This window comes from Ignavigranum ruoffiae (genome assembly GCF_900110675.1).
Lineage (GTDB): Bacteria > Bacillota > Bacilli > Lactobacillales > Aerococcaceae > Ignavigranum > Ignavigranum ruoffiae.
Map to the genome: position 1 here is coordinate 1 of NZ_FOEN01000016.1, position 17,316 is coordinate 17,316.

At 39.8% G+C, this 17,316-nt stretch carries 19 protein-coding genes and 1 tRNA gene; 4 read left to right on the forward strand and 16 right to left on the reverse strand.

What is annotated here, in order from left to right; genetic code table 11:
* The 6 genes from BMX34_RS08840 to BMX34_RS08865 all read right to left on the reverse strand — a co-directional run.
* Positions 1-165, reverse strand: a 165-nt coding sequence (locus tag BMX34_RS08840) for a helix-turn-helix domain-containing protein (protein ID WP_143440758.1), incomplete at its 3' end; no start/stop codon positions are given.
* Positions 166-361: 196 nt separating this feature from the next.
* The gene (locus tag BMX34_RS08845; RefSeq protein WP_092572667.1) at positions 362-916 is read right to left on the reverse strand and encodes a hypothetical protein; all 555 of its coding nucleotides are present in this window, start codon (positions 914-916) and stop codon (positions 362-364) included.
* 322 nt (positions 917-1,238) lie between these two features.
* Positions 1,239-2,315 (reverse strand): ABC transporter substrate-binding protein, encoded by a 1,077-nt coding sequence (locus BMX34_RS08850; protein WP_092572668.1) that lies wholly within the window; start codon positions 2,313-2,315, stop codon positions 1,239-1,241.
* Complete coding sequence (locus BMX34_RS08855; RefSeq protein WP_092572669.1) at positions 2,316-3,140, reverse strand: ABC transporter permease; 825 nt, start codon at positions 3,138-3,140, stop codon at positions 2,316-2,318.
* Positions 3,127-3,951 carry an ABC transporter permease gene (locus BMX34_RS08860; RefSeq protein WP_092572670.1) on the reverse strand — a complete coding sequence of 275 codons (825 nt, stop codon included), beginning with the start codon at positions 3,949-3,951 and terminating at the stop codon, positions 3,127-3,129. The genes BMX34_RS08855 and BMX34_RS08860 overlap by 14 nt, the downstream gene beginning before the upstream one ends.
* Before the next feature lie 10 nt (positions 3,952-3,961).
* Positions 3,962-5,053, reverse strand: coding sequence for an ABC transporter ATP-binding protein (locus tag BMX34_RS08865; RefSeq protein WP_092572671.1), 1,092 nt, complete (start codon positions 5,051-5,053; stop codon positions 3,962-3,964).
* A 333-nt stretch (positions 5,054-5,386) separates the two neighbouring features.
* Here BMX34_RS08865 and BMX34_RS08870 point away from each other — a divergent pair, with 333 nt between their 5' ends.
* Entirely contained in the window at positions 5,387-6,310 is a 924-nt protein-coding gene (locus tag BMX34_RS08870) for a dihydroorotate oxidase (RefSeq protein ID WP_092572672.1), read from the forward strand.
* Positions 6,311-6,825: 515 nt separating this feature from the next.
* On the opposite strand, the gene BMX34_RS09940 is transcribed toward BMX34_RS08870, so the two are convergent.
* The 6 genes from BMX34_RS09940 to tsaE all read right to left on the reverse strand — a co-directional run bounded on the left by BMX34_RS09940 (position 6,826) and on the right by tsaE (position 10,931).
* Entirely contained in the window at positions 6,826-7,305 is a 480-nt protein-coding gene (locus BMX34_RS09940) for an ATP-binding cassette domain-containing protein (RefSeq protein ID WP_200793439.1), read from the reverse strand.
* A 23-nt stretch (positions 7,306-7,328) separates the two neighbouring features.
* Positions 7,329-8,534, reverse strand: a complete 1,206-nt coding sequence (locus BMX34_RS08875) for an ABC transporter transmembrane domain-containing protein (protein ID WP_200793440.1) — start codon at positions 8,532-8,534, stop codon at positions 7,329-7,331.
* Between the two features lie 199 nt (positions 8,535-8,733).
* A tRNA-Arg gene (locus tag BMX34_RS08880) sits at positions 8,734-8,807 on the reverse strand.
* An 84-nt stretch (positions 8,808-8,891) separates the two neighbouring features.
* Positions 8,892-9,797: a UDP-N-acetylmuramate dehydrogenase gene (gene murB, locus BMX34_RS08885; protein WP_200793441.1), complete on the reverse strand. Its 906-nt coding sequence runs from the start codon at positions 9,795-9,797 to the stop codon at positions 8,892-8,894.
* A gap of 80 nt (positions 9,798-9,877) precedes the next feature.
* Positions 9,878-10,429 carry a GNAT family N-acetyltransferase gene (locus tag BMX34_RS08890; protein WP_092572674.1) on the reverse strand — a complete coding sequence of 184 codons (552 nt, stop codon included), beginning with the start codon at positions 10,427-10,429 and terminating at the stop codon, positions 9,878-9,880.
* A complete protein-coding gene (tsaE, locus tag BMX34_RS08895) occupies positions 10,419-10,931 on the reverse strand; it encodes a tRNA (adenosine(37)-N6)-threonylcarbamoyltransferase complex ATPase subunit type 1 TsaE (RefSeq protein ID WP_234971715.1) in 513 nt (170 codons plus the stop codon). The genes BMX34_RS08890 and tsaE overlap by 11 nt, the downstream gene beginning before the upstream one ends.
* Positions 10,932-11,094: 163 nt before the next feature.
* On the opposite strand from tsaE, the gene BMX34_RS08900 reads away from it, so the two are divergent.
* Positions 11,095-11,700 (forward strand): DUF4430 domain-containing protein, encoded by a 606-nt coding sequence (locus BMX34_RS08900; protein ID WP_092572676.1) that lies wholly within the window; start codon positions 11,095-11,097, stop codon positions 11,698-11,700.
* A gap of 530 nt (positions 11,701-12,230) precedes the next feature.
* On the opposite strand, the gene BMX34_RS08905 is transcribed toward BMX34_RS08900, so the two are convergent.
* The 4 genes from BMX34_RS08905 to BMX34_RS09780 all read right to left on the reverse strand — a co-directional run bounded on the left by BMX34_RS08905 (position 12,231) and on the right by BMX34_RS09780 (position 16,386).
* Positions 12,231-13,934 (reverse strand): DUF5067 domain-containing protein, encoded by a 1,704-nt coding sequence (locus BMX34_RS08905; protein ID WP_092572677.1) that lies wholly within the window; start codon positions 13,932-13,934, stop codon positions 12,231-12,233.
* A gap of 160 nt (positions 13,935-14,094) precedes the next feature.
* Positions 14,095-14,688, reverse strand: coding sequence for a GHKL domain-containing protein (locus BMX34_RS08910; RefSeq protein ID WP_092572678.1), 594 nt, complete (start codon positions 14,686-14,688; stop codon positions 14,095-14,097).
* Positions 14,689-14,909: 221 nt separating this feature from the next.
* The gene (locus BMX34_RS08915; RefSeq protein ID WP_092572679.1) at positions 14,910-15,674 is read right to left on the reverse strand and encodes a LytR/AlgR family response regulator transcription factor; all 765 of its coding nucleotides are present in this window, start codon (positions 15,672-15,674) and stop codon (positions 14,910-14,912) included.
* Between the two features lie 22 nt (positions 15,675-15,696).
* Complete coding sequence (locus BMX34_RS09780; RefSeq protein WP_159428913.1) at positions 15,697-16,386, reverse strand: sensor histidine kinase; 690 nt, start codon at positions 16,384-16,386, stop codon at positions 15,697-15,699.
* Positions 16,387-16,426: 40 nt separating this feature from the next.
* Between BMX34_RS09780 and BMX34_RS09785 the strand changes: the two genes are divergently transcribed.
* Together BMX34_RS09785 and BMX34_RS08925 are read left to right on the forward strand one after the other, a co-directional pair.
* Complete coding sequence (locus tag BMX34_RS09785) at positions 16,427-16,735, forward strand: hypothetical protein (RefSeq protein WP_159428914.1); 309 nt, start codon at positions 16,427-16,429, stop codon at positions 16,733-16,735.
* A 346-nt stretch (positions 16,736-17,081) separates the two neighbouring features.
* Positions 17,082-17,316 (forward strand): helix-turn-helix domain-containing protein (locus BMX34_RS08925; protein ID WP_143440760.1); only part of this gene is annotated, 235 nt, incomplete at its 3' end.

Below are 17,316 nucleotides of genomic sequence, written 5' to 3' on the forward strand. Positions count from 1 at the left end.
ACCCCGTTTGATTTCGTTATGAATTGTTTGGGGCGCCCGTCCCAGTATTCGCGCAATGGCTCGGTTAGAATAGCCTTGTTTTTTCAACAATTCAATTTGGCCCCGTTCTTTGAACGATAAGTGTTTTGATTTGCGGTCAGATGTGGTAAAGTGAGTTTGCGTCATGTAAATTCATCCTTCTTATATTTTTGTGTCGTGACTTAAATATAACATGAATTTACATGGCTTTTATTATTTTTTAGCGGTGGCTAAGTTGATTATAAAATCCGCCTCTTATAAGGGCAATTATAAGTACAAAAAATTCCCTCTAGACTCGTCAAACAAGTTGTTTCGAGTAGAGGAAATTTATATTGAATAGGTTCTATTGTTGACGGATGAGGGGATAATCTTGATAAGATAGGGTCTGGTTGTCCACTCGTTTTAGGGACAATAGGTCTTTTTCGAAAAGTTTAATTGTGATGACTTGGTCTTGTTCAACCCACTCGGCTTTGCTCAGTAAGAAAACAATTTGACCCTCAGCGTTTAACTTAGGATAAATGCCTGACGTGTGTTGTTCTAATTGATCAATCAGTTGATAAACATTAGGATTATCATTTAAATCTAACTGCTGTTTGACTGTCTGATAATCGATGCCTAAATCGATTTGATTCTGCCGTATATCTTTAGCCTCTGTCGACGGGTTGGGTAGACCGATTGTATCAGCAGTAAAATTATTGAGTTTTAGAATGAGTTCGTGGGCCTGAGGCGATTGCGAATTAATAGTAAGATAAATCACTTCATCGATTCTTGAAAGTTCTTGAATCGGAGCGTCTTCAGTTTGCATTTGATAAATTTCACTGGACTGAGCAGCGACCAAATTGCCGAGGCTAACGATACAAAGCACAAAGAGTGTCAAAACAGTTAATAACTTCTTCACGACAAGTCCCCCTTCTGCATATTACTAAAACACACAATTCTTTAATTATATTCTAATCTAACTCATCTTTTTTTCAAGTGCATCTTTATTTCCCTGGGTAAGGTTAAATGGATGGGTTCGACTAGTGTTGTGGCCTAGGGACAATGATTGAATTTAATCTCTTCTATCCTGTAAATAAATCCACCAACCTTTCCACTGCCCATAGTTTGGCAGGGTTGAGTTGGTGGATTTAAGATTATAATCATACACCGCTTTTCGAAAATCTGATCTTACGGTTAAATTTGCTACCTAGTTTTTTTAACAGCTTAATAAACGAACTGATTTAATCCCTAGGTTCGATTTTTACTTCCAAATATAGGTCATTATATTCGATCAACTTTTCTTTACCCAGGTTTCGATAGACACTTAACTTATCAATCAAGCTTTGGTCAGGGTAGAAGGCTTTGTCAGCAATCATTTCTTCTGGCATCAAAGCCATAGCAGATTTATTCGGTGTTGAATAACCGACGTATTCCGCATTGGCTGCCGCAATCTCTGGCCGACATAGAAAGTCCATCAAGGCATAGGCCCCTTCGATGTTATTGGCATTCTTAGGGATGGCTAGGGTATCTTCCCAGAAATTCGACCCTTCCTCTGGTACATAATAGGTCAAATCTTCATTCTCCCACATGGCCATGGCCGCTTCACCCGAATAAGTTACCCCAATATAATTCTCTTCATTGACTAAGTGCATCTTAATCTCGTCAGCAATCAAGGCTGAAATATTTGGCATCAAAGTCTTCATCAAATCAGCTGATTTGCGCAAAATCTTACTATCGGTCTCATTCAGATCATAACCTTGAGCTTGTAGACCAATTCCAATGACTTCGCGAGCCCCATCAATCATCAGGATGCCATTACGAAACTCAGGCTTCCAGAGATCTTTCCAAGATTGAATGGCATTCTCACCTAAGACTCGTTCATTATAGACAATCCCCAAGGTTCCCCAGAAATAAGGGATCGAATACTTGTTGCCCGGGTCGAAGGACCAATCCATATATTCTGGATCAATATGTTTCAAGTTCGGCAACTTACGCTTATCCAGTGGCAAGAGCATGTCTTTGCTGATCATATTCTCAATCATATATTCACTCGGCACAATCAAATCATACTTCGTTCCACCTTGTTCGATTTTGGAAAGCATGGCTTCATTCGAATCGAAGGTCTCATAGATGACCCGGTAGCCACTTTCTCCTTCAAACTGCTTCATCACTTCGGGATCAATATAGTCGCCCCAATTATAGAAGACGACCGTATTCTGATTGGCCAAGCTTGAAGAAGTTTCTAAATGGTACTTATAGCCCCAGACTATGGCAACCATGGTCAAGATAATCAAGGAAAAATTCAATAATTTCTTCATCTACAACACCGCCTTCTCTGCTCTAAAGCGACGTGCCTTGCGCCGGGTTTCGCCCACCTGCAAGTAATAATAACCCAGGACTAAGATAAAGGCGACAATAAACATCAAGGTAGACAAGGCATTGATTTCTAAAGAAATCCCCACCCGAGCTCGTGAATATACTTCAACTGCTACCGTCGAGAATCCGTTCCCGGTCACGAAGAAGGTCACAGCGAAATCATCTAAAGAATAAGTAAAAGCCATAAAGAAGCCGGAAATAATCCCCGTCCAAATACTAGGAACGATAATTTGGCTTAGGATTTGCGAGCTATTGGCCCCTAAGTCTTGGGCTGCGGTAATCATATTTTGGTTCATTTCATACAATCTGGGTAGAACCATTAAGACTACAATCGGTACCGATAAAGCCACATGCGCAATTAATACTGTCCAAAAACCAAATTTTATCGGAATTAAGAGAGAGAATAAGATTAAGAAGCTGGCCCCCATCATTACATCAGGTGTTACCATCAAAACGTTATTCAAATTCAATAAGGCTTGTTTGTTACGGTTCTTCTGGGTGAAATAAATCGCAATCGCGCCAAAGGTTCCGATAAAAGTCGCAATCAAGGCTGACAATAAAGCCACAATAAAGGTGTTCATCAAGAAAGTCATTAACCGAGTATCCTCAAACATAGTTTGATAGTGTTCCCAGGTGAAGCCGGTAAATTCTGTCATCGTTCCACCGGCATTGAAAGAATAATAGATCAAATAGAATATCGGTAAATATAACAAGAAGAACATAACTGCTAAATAGACTTGACTCCAAGAAAATTTATTTTGTCGCATGACTGGCCCCTCCTTTTTGCCGTTGACGGGTCAGGAACATAATCAAGAACATGGCCAGCATTAAGACCACACCAATGGTCGCTCCCATCCCTAGATTCTGGGTGACCAAGAAGTGTTGTTCTACAGCCGTTCCCAAGGTGATGACGCGGTTACCACCAATCAAGCGGGTTAACATAAAGAGCGATAAGGAAGGAATAAAGACCGCTTGAACGCCAGAGCGGACTCCACGCATGGATAAAGGCAGCACAATTCGTCGTAGGGTCGTCCACTGATTGGCACCTAAATCCAGACTGGCTTGATAGAGCGATTGAGGAATCTCATTAATCGAATTATAAATAGGAATCAGCATAAAGGGAATTTCGATATAGGCTGCTACGATTAGAAAAGCCAGATTGGTAAAGAGTAATTGTTGAGGTTGAAGGCCAATCCACATCAGGAATTGATTTACCGGGCCACTTTTACTCAGAATGCCAATGAAGGCATATATCTTTAACAAGAGATTGATCCAGGTCGGTAAGATTACCAACAGAATCCAGAACTGTTTGTTCTTCAATTTAGTCAGTCCATAGGCCATTGGGTAGGCGAAGATAAAAGTAATTAAAGTCACTAACCCTGCGTAAAAGACTGAAGATAAAGTCATTAACAAATAGTTCTTCGAGGTGAAATAATTGACGTAATTCGCTAAGGTCAATTCACCAGAGACATTAAACAATGACCGATATAAAAGCAAAAGCAAGGGGGCAATAACGAAGATCCCAATCCAAAGATAATAGGGGATCGCATAGATTTGTGTTTTCTTAGTAAGGTTCATGGACTCCCTCCTAATCTTCATATTGTTCAAGACGGGCGTCAAACTCTTCCTCAGATTCATTAAAGCGCATTACGTGAATACTTTCAGGTTCTAGATAAATGCCAATCGTTGAATCTAATTCAGGTTTCTTAGTGGTATGAATCATCCATTCATTCCCAGCTTCATCGTAGGCAATGACTTCATTGAAGACACCGCGGAAGAGGATAGTATCAATTTTAGCCGTGATATGACCTTGTTCGGAACTGGTGATTTCCACATCTTCGGGACGGACTACCACTTCAACCTGCTCATTGGCTGGAATTCCCGCATCCTCACAATCAAAAACGCGACCAACAAATTCAACCCGATAATCTTCAATCATCTTGGCATCAATAATATTACTTTCGCCAATGAAATCTGCGACATAACGATTAATCGGTTCATCATAAATATCCACTGGCGTACCTGATTGAACAATCTCACCCTTATCCATCACAAAAATCCAATCTGACATCGCCAAGGCTTCTTCTTGGTCATGAGTGACAAAGACGAAGGTAATGCCCAAACGTTCTTGTAATTCCCGGAGTTCATATTGCATGTCTGTCCGTAATTTTAAATCAAGAGCGGATAAAGGTTCATCCAAAAGCAGGACCTCAGGTTCATTAACTAAGGCCCGGGCAATCGCCACCCGTTGTTTCTGTCCACCAGACATTTCATCAATCTCACGGTGCTCATAGCCTTCGAGCTGAACCAATTTTAAAGCTTCTGAGACTTTTTGTTTGATAATTTCTTTGTCAGTGCCTTTTACCGACAATCCAAAAGCAATATTCTCGTACACATTCATGTGAGGAAATAAGGCATAATCCTGAAAGACAGTGTTGACCTTACGTTTATTAGCTGGTATCTCCGTGACTTTCTCGCCATTCAAGAGGACTTCTCCTGAACTGGCGTCGGTAAATCCAGCAATAATCCTAAGAATCGTCGTCTTACCACAGCCAGAAGGTCCTAGCAGGGTATAGAACTTTCCTTGTTCTAACTCCATATCAATTGACTTTAATACGGTCGTATCATTATAGGATTTGCTAACATGATGCAACTCCACACTATAATTATTTGTCGTCATAAGCATGCTCCTCTACATAAATTTTGTACATTATTGACTCCTTCGAACCCGATTAGAAAGGTAGGCTAATGGCTCGAGGCAATTAGCTGATAGATTGTCCTTTCGATTGTGAATTATAGCATAACGCCCTTATTTTTACTTTAGTTTTTTATTTTTATTTGCTATTGACTATTGCATGGGGGTTTCCTACAATCTAGTTAAGCTATCCATCAGTGTATTTTAAACATGTTCGAGAAACATGAAAGTAGACGCGATTCTTACTTTAGGACCAGTCTATCTTTAGGCGGGTCTTTTTTTGCACAGTGATAGAAATATCTATAAAGGAGTCGAATGATGACGAATATTTCAACCACCATTGGCAAGGTAAACTTCGATAACTGTTTAATGAATGCTGCCGGCATTCTCTGTATGAGTCAAGCAGAACTTGATAGCCTGAAAGACAGCCAGGCAGCCACTTTTGTGACTAAGACTGCTACTTTACAAGCTCGACCAGGGAATCCGGAACCTCGATACTATGCCTTCGGGGATTCTTCGATTAATTCCATGGGTCTGCCAAATCTTGGCATTGATTTCTATCTCGATTATCTGAAGCATGACGCCAGACAAGCTCAACGCTTTCTCTCAATCGCCCCCATCCAACCCGATGATCTCCCTCAACTGATTGAAAAAATTAACCAAAGCCATTACCAAGGTATGATTGAACTAAATCTATCTTGCCCTAATATTCCAGGCAAACCACAAACGGCCTATGATTTTGAACAGACCGCCTCTTTGTTAGATCAAATCTTTAGCCTAAGTGAGCATGCGATTGGAGTTAAGTTGCCTCCATTTTTTGACCTGGTTCACTTTGATCAAATGGCTGACTTATTGAACCGCTATCCGCTAACCTTTGTGACTTGTATTAACAGTCTGGGGAATGGCCTAGTTATCAATGAACTAAGCGTGGCGATTAAGCCTAAGCAAGGGTTCGGTGGACTGGGCGGATCGATTGTCAAACCAACGGCCTTAGCCAATGTCCATGCCTTCCGTCAACGATTGAAAGATGAAATCCATGTTATTGGCGCAGGTGGGGTTATCACCGGTCGGGATGTCTTCGAACATATTCTTTGCGGCGCAGATATGGTTCAAATTGGCAGTCAATTACTTAAGGAAGGGCCAGAAATCTTCCCTCGCCTACAAACGGAATTGATTGAAGAGATGCACCGCTATGGCTACCAATCCTTGGCCGATTTCCGTAATCAATTAAAATATATTTAAGATTTTCTAGCGCTAAACTTTTCACTTTTCAATTTCAGAACTGTATGAATGTCAGCGACATCATCTTGGTGACAAGAAACACATGATGGTAAAACAAAAAAGAACCCTGGTACTCACAAGAAACAGAAGATTCACTCCATTTAACAGCTCTAATTGACTCGTCTCTAGAGCTATTCTAGTGAATCTCGTCCTCCAAAGTCTTGACTCTACAGGACGGCCTCTTGTCAGTACCAGGGTTTGATATAACTGATGAAGATCAAACCCTTACTTCATATTGTATTCTCTATTTAATTTTCCCCTTTTCCATGAATCGATAACAACAAGACTCTTAAAGACTTAAGGGCACACACGATGTATACAAATGATTAGTTGAGCATAGCACTTCAATTAGGACACTAAATTATGGCAGTGAGGTCTAAAGTATTTATGGACTTATATTTATAAGTGAAAGGCGATGTCCACTGGTTAATAACGCAAGAAAAACTCGTAGATTGTTAAGTATGACAAGTATATTTCTAATTAGCCACGGTAAACAAGGAATAGAAATATTTCTTCTCTGCCATCAGTTGATTAAATGTGCCTTGTTCGATTAACTTCCCTTCTTTAAGAACTACAATTTGATCATATTGCTGCAAGAATTTTTCTTCTAAGCGATGCGTCACCACAATACGCATCAATCCTGATAAATCAAGAATCGCCTGAGTAATATTAGCTGCGGTTTGATTATCGAGAGCCGAAGTCGCTTCATCTACCAATAAAATCTCAGATTCCTGCAGTAAACTACGAGCAATCGCAATCCGTTGCTTCTCCCCACCTGAGAGATTGCAACCATTTTCGCCACAGTTATAATCCTGACCATGGGACTCAATGAGTTCTACCAAACCTGCTAACTGTATGACTCGATCAATATCTGACTGGGGAAAGTTACGAAACATAGTAATATTCTCAACAATACTCGCATCAAAAATAAAAACAGATTGTTGGATTAAACTCATAACATCATATAAGGAAGAAGTCGTTATTTCACTTCAATATTATTTAAAGAAAGAGACCCTTGGTAAGTATCATATAAGCCCATGAGCAGATTAATTAGGCTGGTTTTCCCCGAGCCAGATCCACCGACAATTGCATAGGACTTGCCAAGCTCTAATTCAAGATTGATATCTGCTAAAGCCCAAACATCACCGGAATCTTTATAGGAAAAACTGATATCTTGGAGAGTGAAGCCTCGATTAAGGGGTGCCGACAAAGTCACTCCTTGATCTTTATCAACTTGTTTTATCTGGTTGGCTAGTTTATCTAGCAAAACTATTGCCGCCTTGCGTTGGCCCAAGAGTTGGGGAATCGTAGCGATAGGTTGTAGAACAAAATTCATTAAATTGGTGAAGGCAATAGCCATCCCTGGTGTAAGGGTATCAGGTCGATACAAAACTAACCAAACCCCCGATAACATGAGGACGAATTGAGCCAATAATTTAGTAAATTCGCCTAAGCCAGTGATTTGAAGGGATTTATGTTCACGATCTCTCTTCTGGCGCTCCAATCGATGATTACCTTGTTGATAGAGTTGGTCAGCTTCCATCTCCGCCTTGAAACTTTTGATAATCGAAATACCGTTCAATATATCCTTTGTCTGAGCGAGATAATTAGCATTTTCTTCAGAAACTTTCTTTTCCGTTGTGGCTAATATCGTCGCTGTCTTCATGGCGAAAATCATTGGCAAGATAGAGACCAGCAAAGATATAAGGGTTAAAATCGGACTGAAATATAGCATCAAAGAGAGCGAGCCTATGAACATGATCGATAACTGAATCAGAGTAAAGATTGTTCGCAAATAATTCTGTTCGATACGCTCACAATCATTGGTTAAGGCTGAAAGATAGAGTGAGCTGTTGCCTTGGGCAAAACTCGACAAATCTTTGCTTAGAATGTCTTTCATTAGTTTGTCTTTAAATTGAGTCATCGCTTTCTCCAGAAAATGGGGAAAAAACCAATATTGAAGAAAATAAATGAGTGAGATAGCAATTAAGATAGCCATACAAAAATACAAAAGTTGTACAAAGGTGAATGAACTATCTTGAGACATCACATCGAAAATGACTTGTAAATACCATGAAACAAGAACATTTAACAAAGAAATACCGATATAGGCAAGGATGGTTAAAATTGTATTCAGCCTGTTCTTCTTAAAAAAGTACTTAACATAGGTCTGATGATCTATCACTTTGAACAACCCCCTACTTTCTAAATCAAACAATCATCTGTTTAACGATATATTTTTATTTTATATTTAAATTATAATATAATGAGAATATTTTTCAAGCTCTCATAGTTTGGTGTTTGTACTCCTGGATATCTTACTTTCTCAAAAGGAAATGAATAAAAATAGGCACAAAAAAACAGGCCCTTAGGCCTGCTCACAATACACCCTACAGGAGTCGAACCTGTAACCTTTTGATTCGTAGTCAAACACTCTATCCAATTGAGCTAAGGGTGCATCAACACTGTTCATATATAATAACAGATTTTCTGTTAGATGACAAGACTAATTGTTAAAAATCTCACAGAAAGTTGAAATTTCTTATTCTTTCTCCCGACCCAGGATTCGAACCTCGGTTTCTAAGTGTACACCATATTTATTAAAGATGGTTTCTTGAATAAAGGCAATCATTTCGGTATAGTCGGTCGCTGTCGCTTCAGCAACATTGACAATAAAGCCAGCATGCTTGCGTGAAATCTCAGCTCCACCAATTCGATAGCCTTGTAAGCCCGCATCTTGGATTAGTTTGCCGGTAAAATAGCCTTCTGGTCGTTTGAATACTGAGCCACAAGAAGGATATTCTAAGGGTTGCTTCGATTGACGGAGATAGGTTAAATGATCCATCCGTTCTTTAATCGCTTGGCTGTCTCCTTTGCCTAAAGCAAAGAAAGCCCCTAAAATCACGGCTTGATTGTCTTGGAAGATGCTGTTGCGATAGGTAAATTGACTTTCTTCATTAGAGAAGCGTTTCAATTCGCCTTCCGCCGTTAACACGTCCACATATTGGATGCAATCTTTCACTTCCCCCTCATAGGCACCCGCATTCATAAAGACCGCTCCCCCCACACTTCCGGGGATTCCACAAGCAAATTCTAAGCCGGTGTATTCTGCGGCGAGGGCTTGTTGACTGGTTTCAATCATCGCTGCCCCACTTTCAGCATAAATACCGTCAACTGAGACTTCTATGTGGTTCATCTGGGTCAGAATCATCACAATCCCTGCCATTCCACCATCACGAACAATTAAATTTGATAGGTTACCAAAGACGGTCAAGGGCACTTGGTGTTGGTTGACCCAATCAATAATTTGTTGGACTTCTGTTTTAGATTTGGGGAAGACGATAACGTCAGCCGGTCCCCCTGTTTTTGTATAAGAATAATTTGCTAATGCTTCATTATATTTAATCGTCATTTCAGGAAAGAGCTGACTCAAATTTTGAAAATTCACCATGGTTATCACCTTTCAGCATATCGCTCCGCTGAGCATTCTTACATATTTTAGACAAAGTCAGTCTCAAAGTAAAGACTTTAATCCAGAATACGTTCCATGATGTAAGTATCATAATAACCATAAGCTGATTTCACCCGTTTGGTCAGGCGACCTACAATATCAAAGTGATTCTTCTGATAAAGTTTAATCGCCCGTTGATTTTCGGTGATCACTTCGAGGGTTAGCACCTTAATATCGACTGCTTGGGCAAATTCAATCAAGGCCGTTAACATCATGTGGCCGATGCTATAACCCCAATATTCCTCAATCAAAGAAACGCCAATTTCAGCGACGTGGGCTTGTTTGCCCTGATCTAGCACCTTGACAGAGGACAGACCAATAATCTGTCCATCGGTCTCAGTTAATAATAGAATGGAGGTCGGGGCCGCTTGATAAGAATTAATAATGGCTCGTTCTTCAGCCACTGTTAACGAGAGACCTTCTTTACCAAAAGATAGATAATCGGTTTCTTTACCTAAGTGGCGACTCAAGCCAATAATTGCACGAGCGTCGGTTTCTTCAGCCTGACGGACAGTAATTTCAATATCTTCTGACTCCACAGTATCGACCGGAAACATCTTATTCTTCATTTAAGTCAGCATCCTTCCTCACATAATCCCCTTGTAACTTCTCAATCATGGTAAGATATTCAGCCGAGGATCCTTGAACAGAAATGTCCAGAATCCGCCGGGTCTCTGCTTCAGCGAGTTCTTCTGGCCGGTTAATCTGAATATGTAAATAAGATTCGGGCAAATCGTCCTCAATAAACTCAGCCCACTCAACTAAAGTAATCGCATCGGGACGGAATAACTCATTAAAATCTAAGCTGTCCCCACCTACGCCTTCCAGTCGGTAGGCATCAATATGAATGAGTTGACCTTCTTCAGGCAGATCGTATTCTTTGACAATCGTATAAGTCGGCGACTTGACCGCACGTTGAATACCCATCGCTCGTCCAAAGCCCTGAGTAAATGTTGTCTTGCCGGCTCCCAAAGTGCCATCAAGACGAAAGACCATGCCTAACTTACTATATCGCGCCATTATTGCGGCGAGTTCTTGGGTGGCCTGAGCCGAATCAGTATGGATTAGCACATACATCGCTCCCTATTCATCAATTAATAGTAATAAATTCACTAAAAATATATATTTCTTTTGTATAATATATTATAATGAAACTGTTAGTAAACTGCGAATAATTTGACTTTTCGCCCGTTTATTGCTAGTTTTAGTGTATCATGAGATAGGAGGACTTATCGTGAAAAAGTTTAGCAAATTTTTAGCTTTAACTGTTGTTTTTCTATTCCTTGCAGCTTGTGGAAACGAGAACAAACCAGAACAAGCTGAGACAACAGAAGCACCTCAAACTACCGTCGTAGAGACCACCCAAGCCCCAGAATCTAAGAGTGAAGAAAGTTCTGCAGAAGCTGACAATCAGGGAGACGAAAGCAATCAAGATGAGAAGAATGAAAATGCAGTTACGTTCAAATTCTACATCCATGGCGAAGAAGACCCTGAATTAAGCTTCACAATTGATGATGCTGAAGGCAAGAGCGTTAAGGAAGCTATGGAGTCCCAAGATCAAGTCCCATTCAACTTCAATGAAGAAGAAGGCGTTATCGATAGCATCAACGATGTTGAGAATAACTACGAAACTTGGGAAACTTGGGCTTATCTATATAATGGCAGCTATGCCGAATTAGGCGTAGTCTCCCAAACCTTAGAAGCAGGCGATGAAATTGCTTGGTACTATGGTACTGCTGATGAAATTCCAATGTCATTAATTCAAGAAGATGATGGCACTGATATGGAAGCGAATATGGACGAAGAAAGCACAGAAGAAACTGCTGCAGACAGTCAATAATATCCACAACTCTCCTGGCAAGGCAGGAGAGTTTTTTTGTTTATATTCAAATATAAATTGAATCTCTTTTTCTATTTATTGCAATGTTATCTTTGTTTTAGCTGCGGTGCAGATAACGCAAATTATCCCCTTGATTAATCGGCAAACAAATTTGCTTCTTCTGACCGCTCAAACAACGCCAAAACACAAAGATAAAAGGAGATCCCAATGAAAAAAGAACCTTGAATAAGTGCTGATGTGGGCTGTTATCATTGTCATTTTTTCCTTCAAAACATGCAAGCATTATTGAAATAAAGCTTTGCAAAGAGACCGCGATGACTCCGCCTCTAGTTAACTTATTTAGGTTCGATTGGGTTAATTTTTCAATCTATTATCTCCCGTATCCAGACCGTTGTTCTTTGGCCAATCATAAGGACAATATTTCAGATCGCCATATTCTACCCAAATAAAAAGAGCCTCCCTAGGCTAGCCGTGACTAGTTAGGGGGGCTCTGTTTTATCGTTCACTATTATCTAATGTTTTATAACAATCTATTCTTGAATTTGATATTGGTTTCCATCTTGATCGGTGAAGCTCGTCCAGTCTTCATTCGGTTCAAAGCTCAAATATGCTGCTGCATCTGCCTTAGCAAAAGGCTTCATCTCGATTTTACCCTCTTGAAGTGTGTAGTAAATATTATCGAAGATGACTGCGGTAAATTCGCCATCTAATTTCTCTTTATAGAGGGTCGCTTCTGGGGTTAGACTCAAGTCTGTCCAAGCTTTCACTTCCACGCCTTCTTGATCTGCCCAAGCTTTGGCACTTGCTTCATCAGCATATAAGAGGTAAGCGCGTTGTCCGTCAAATAAGAAATTATTCGCTTCACCGAGGAAGAGACCCGTAAATGGCGGCAACTTAGCGAGATCTTCTTGCTCAAATTTATAATTTTGTACCTTATCTTGATTAACTAAGCGAAGCATAAGCCCTTGATCCAAACTTTCTAAATTATAGAAAATAGTTTGGGTCTTTGTTTGGCCTGGTTCGATGGCTGTTTCAATATCATCGGCGGTTTGTTCGCTGGCTAATTGATAATTGCCCAGTGATAACTGCTGACTTCCCTCTGCGGTTAAGTTATCCATTTGACTTAAACCAGACCAGACCGCTTGACTCGAAGCCACCACTTGGTCGGTTTGATTGGTATAGTCATATTGAATCGCTAAAAGATATTGATCTTGATTTGGATTGCCCACACCAGCAGGTTGAATTAAATAGGCTCCGCGAATTTTAAAATTATGTCCTTCATTTTCGACGGTGATTGGTTCTTTAAAGAAAGAATCACTCTGTTCGACCAATTCTTTAGTGACTAACTCACGCGCTAACAAATCTTGATTCTTAGAGACAAATGCTACACGAGCTTGGCGGGTCTCGTCTGAGACTTTCAGCTTTTTGTTCAAGACTTCTGGGTACATGTTAATAAAGAAATGATAGAGGACACCAGGGTCACCGCCTAAGAAAGTCGATTTCTTATAGGCGACTGCTGCGTCATAAATAGAATCCCCTGGTAAATCCGCTAATTGATCTTCACTAATCTTGCCATAGTTAACCACCGCATTATACATATCATTATAGAAGCCCTCTTTAACTAATTTAATGGCTTCCTCTTCAGTATAAGGTTTAGGCGGTTGTTCAACAGTTTTCGCTACACTTGGATACATGCGAATAAAGAAATGATATAAAATACTAGGATCGCCACCGAGGAAGGTTGACTTCTTATAGGCAAAGGCAGCATCATAGATAGGATCGCCCGGTAATTTGGCTAGTTGTTCTTCACTAATCCCGCCATAATTTACCACTGCATTGTACATATCATCGTAGAAACCATCTTCAACCTGTTGGCTAGCTTCTTGATCGGTATAAGGACGTGGCGGAAGGCCTTTATTTTCTCGATTCTGCTCATCATTGGCCGTCATTTCTTGAGTTAATGTCGCTAAATCAGGTTGAGACCAAGCTTTCCACAAAAGACTCATATCCGTGAAGTTAGCCAGAATGTCTGGGTGAACACCGTTCTCTTCCAAGGTGGTCCGAATACGATTGATTTCTGGAGCAAATACCTGAGGATATGCGCTCATCGCCAAGTACGTGATACTATCAGGATACATGGTACTCGTATTTTGATTAGCTTCCCAGAAAGATTGCCAGGCTTCGGCTGGAATAGCATTCCATTGTTCATCGGTTAAGGGTGAATTCTCCATCATATAATTATAGAAGGCTTGTGGATCATAAGCTTCTTGGGCTAGGCATGAGGATATTGATTATTTTGTAGATAACTAAGGCTTAATGGCCCTGCCATCATTACACAGGCTGTTAATTTGATTAATTTCTTACGCATATTGTTCCCACTTTCTATCATTAATATTATTGATTGATGTCAATTTGAAAGATAAAATACTGACTATTCCATTGGACTTGATAATGTCCATGATATCGCTTCACAATATCCTGTACGATAGCTAACCCCCTTCCAGGTCGAATCCAGCGCCTATCTGCCTGACGCTTAACGGACTGGCTATCAATGTCTTGGTCCGATTGATACGAGTTCAACATGATTAGCTGAAATTGGCTAGAATTTGCTTGCACCTTGAGTTCAATACAGCGATTCTGAGCTAACTGAGTTGTCGCCTTCACCGCATTAGCCCATAAATTCATTAACAGAGCCGTTAGATGCTGATCCTCTAGAGGAAATGAGCCGTCAATTGACAGATCTGTCTTAAATTCAATCTGCTTCGATTTAGCCTCGGCACGAAATTGACTGATTAAACCATCGAATAAAATATGGCCAGTTTCTTCTTTGGCCGTCACAATGGCTCGGTCCCAATCAGCTAGTAAACTCATAAGATAAGAATAACCCCGATCATATTCTCCCGCTTCAAGCAAGATTAATACCGACAATACATGTTTACGATAATCATGAACAACTTTCTCTAATTCTTTCAGATATGCTTCTTTCATATAGTAGTCCCCAATTACTTTGTCTTAATTCTGTCAGAATAATCCGGATGGATTGCGCAAAAAGCTCTCGACCCATCTAAGAATAATTCTAACTCAATTCAGTTTTAAAGATAGACTTTAGTCATGAATGGTTCATTTATGGCCCTCAATGGTTAAAATAAACAAAAAATTTGCGGATTCCCTTTAAAATCCGCAAATAATACAACTAATGATAAAATGAATTATGACGAAGGCTCATCAATTAAACCATCCATCTGCTTCACAAGTTCTTTCACTTTACGTCGGGCAATCGGACAAGTATACCCGCCCGTTAAAGTCACACTGTGGCCTTCTTTGCTGATGGATTGAATATGTTGGGGATTAATCAAGCAGCCTCGATGTATTCGAATAAAAGTTGGTAATTCCACAGCCAATTCATTCAAGGTCCCGGCAAATTGTAATTGGCCAGTCAGCGTCGTTAATACAACCTGCCTACTTAACTTAACCTTCTCCAGACATAGAATGTCGGCCCGGTCAAAAATACGTACCTGGTCACCCAATTTCAAGATAAAAGAGTCCTCCTGACGACTATCAGTGAATCCTTGCTCGTTCTCAGCCACCAAGTTGATGCAATAAGCAACCCGTTGGTAGAAATTCTCTGCCTGGTCTTTGATAATATAATCCAAAGCCTCTACTGAATACTTAAATGTTAGTAGCGCCATTTCTTCATGGGTGGTCACAAAGACAATCCGTGCTAAAGGCAGTTGGCGACGAATCTCCGCGCCTAATTGAATCCCATTCAACTGTTCTTGCCCTAAATCCACATCCAAGAAGAACAACGTACGCTGACCAGTAAAGGAATGAAGTTGAGAAAGCAGATCATAATCCTGATAACCTGAAAAAACTATCTGGCCCGCAATCCCCTGCTCCTCAAGATAATGACTGATGAAATTGCTTAAGCCCTGATTCTCAATCGCCTGGTCTTCCATCACAAAAATATTCAACATAGACCTTCCGAATCCTCCTGCCCTACGCTGGAATAATTAAATGTTGACTGAATATCTGCCCCTTAATTTGGGTTTCGATAGAAATATCGGGATATTGGGCAATAATTTCACGTACATTGGCTAATCCCAGTCCCCGCTGTTGGCCCTTCGTTGAAAATCCAGGCTGGAATAATTGATTGGCGGGGATCATTTCACCCACATAAGTGTTATCAATTATCAAATGCACAGAATGCTGTAATTGAAAACAAGTGAGGCGAATCTGACCCGAGCCAACTTCTTGGACCGCTTCGATTGCATTATCCAGTAATATTCCTACAACCTTAACACAATCAATTGGCTCCATCTTTAACTGATCGACAGGTTGATTAATCTCAAGCTTTACTTCTATCTGTTGCGGATCAACTTGCCAAAGCTTGGCCAAAATTAAACCCTTCAACGGCGAAATATTCAATTTACTTAAATCATCAAGATTATTACGAGTGGCAAGTAATTTATTAGCTTCCACTTGCATATCCTGCTTGATAAATTTCTGAATCGCAGCAAAATCGCCCTCATCTAACAAGGCATCGAGGGAAATCATCAGGTTCTTATAATCATGCCGGAATTTACGCAAAGTATTATAACTCTGCTCCAGCGACTGAGTATAGTTCTGCAAAGCTTGAAACTCAATTTGTTTCTCTTTGATTTTTTGATGTTGGCGATTGACGCGCATATAGACAAAAAGGATTACAACGGTTAGTAAAGAGTAAATAATGAAGAAGATAAAATTCGTCCTAACGAGATCAAAAGTATTACCAAGCTCAACTTCGAATATTATAGATATTAAAAAAACTATTGCAGTAAAACTAACTAAAAAAGTTGCAAACGGTTTTATTGATCTAACCATTTCTATACTCAGTTTTGCAATTATAAATCTTCTTATATACAAAATAACAAAAGAAAAGAGAATTGATAAAAAGAACCACCCAATCAACAATATTAATAAATTTTCTTCTGATGTTTCAATAAAAAAGGATTCGATTACTGTAAACAAATGGTTTGCAATAACAGCTCCACTATAACCTAAAAATACCGAAAAAATGGAATCCAACATATCTTTGCTAAGATAATAATGAAATAAAATATGACATATAAGGATTAATATTATTATATATACTCCTGTAAAAGGGAACAACATAGTTGACATGATAGCTGCCAAAAATACCAAAAATAATTCACGTAAATTATATCTAAACTCATCTTTTACGATTTTTGAGCAAAAGTATATTATAAAAACCTGACAAAACACTAATAATTTCAACGGCGGATTTTATAATCAACTTAGCCACCGCTAAAAAATAATAAAAGCCATGTAAATTCATGTTATATTTAAGTCACGACACAAAAATATAAGAAGGATGAATTTACATGACGCAAACTCACTTTACCACATCTGACCGCAAATCAAAACACTTATCGTTCAAAGAACGGGGCCAAATTGAATTGTTGAAAAAACAAGGCTATTCTAACCGAGCCATTGCGCGAATACTGGGACGGGCGCCCCAAACAATTCATAACGAAATCAAACGGGGTTCGGTGGAACAAGTCCGTCAACAAAAGCAACATGGGAAGGTTTATACCTATCAATATTCCAAGTATATCG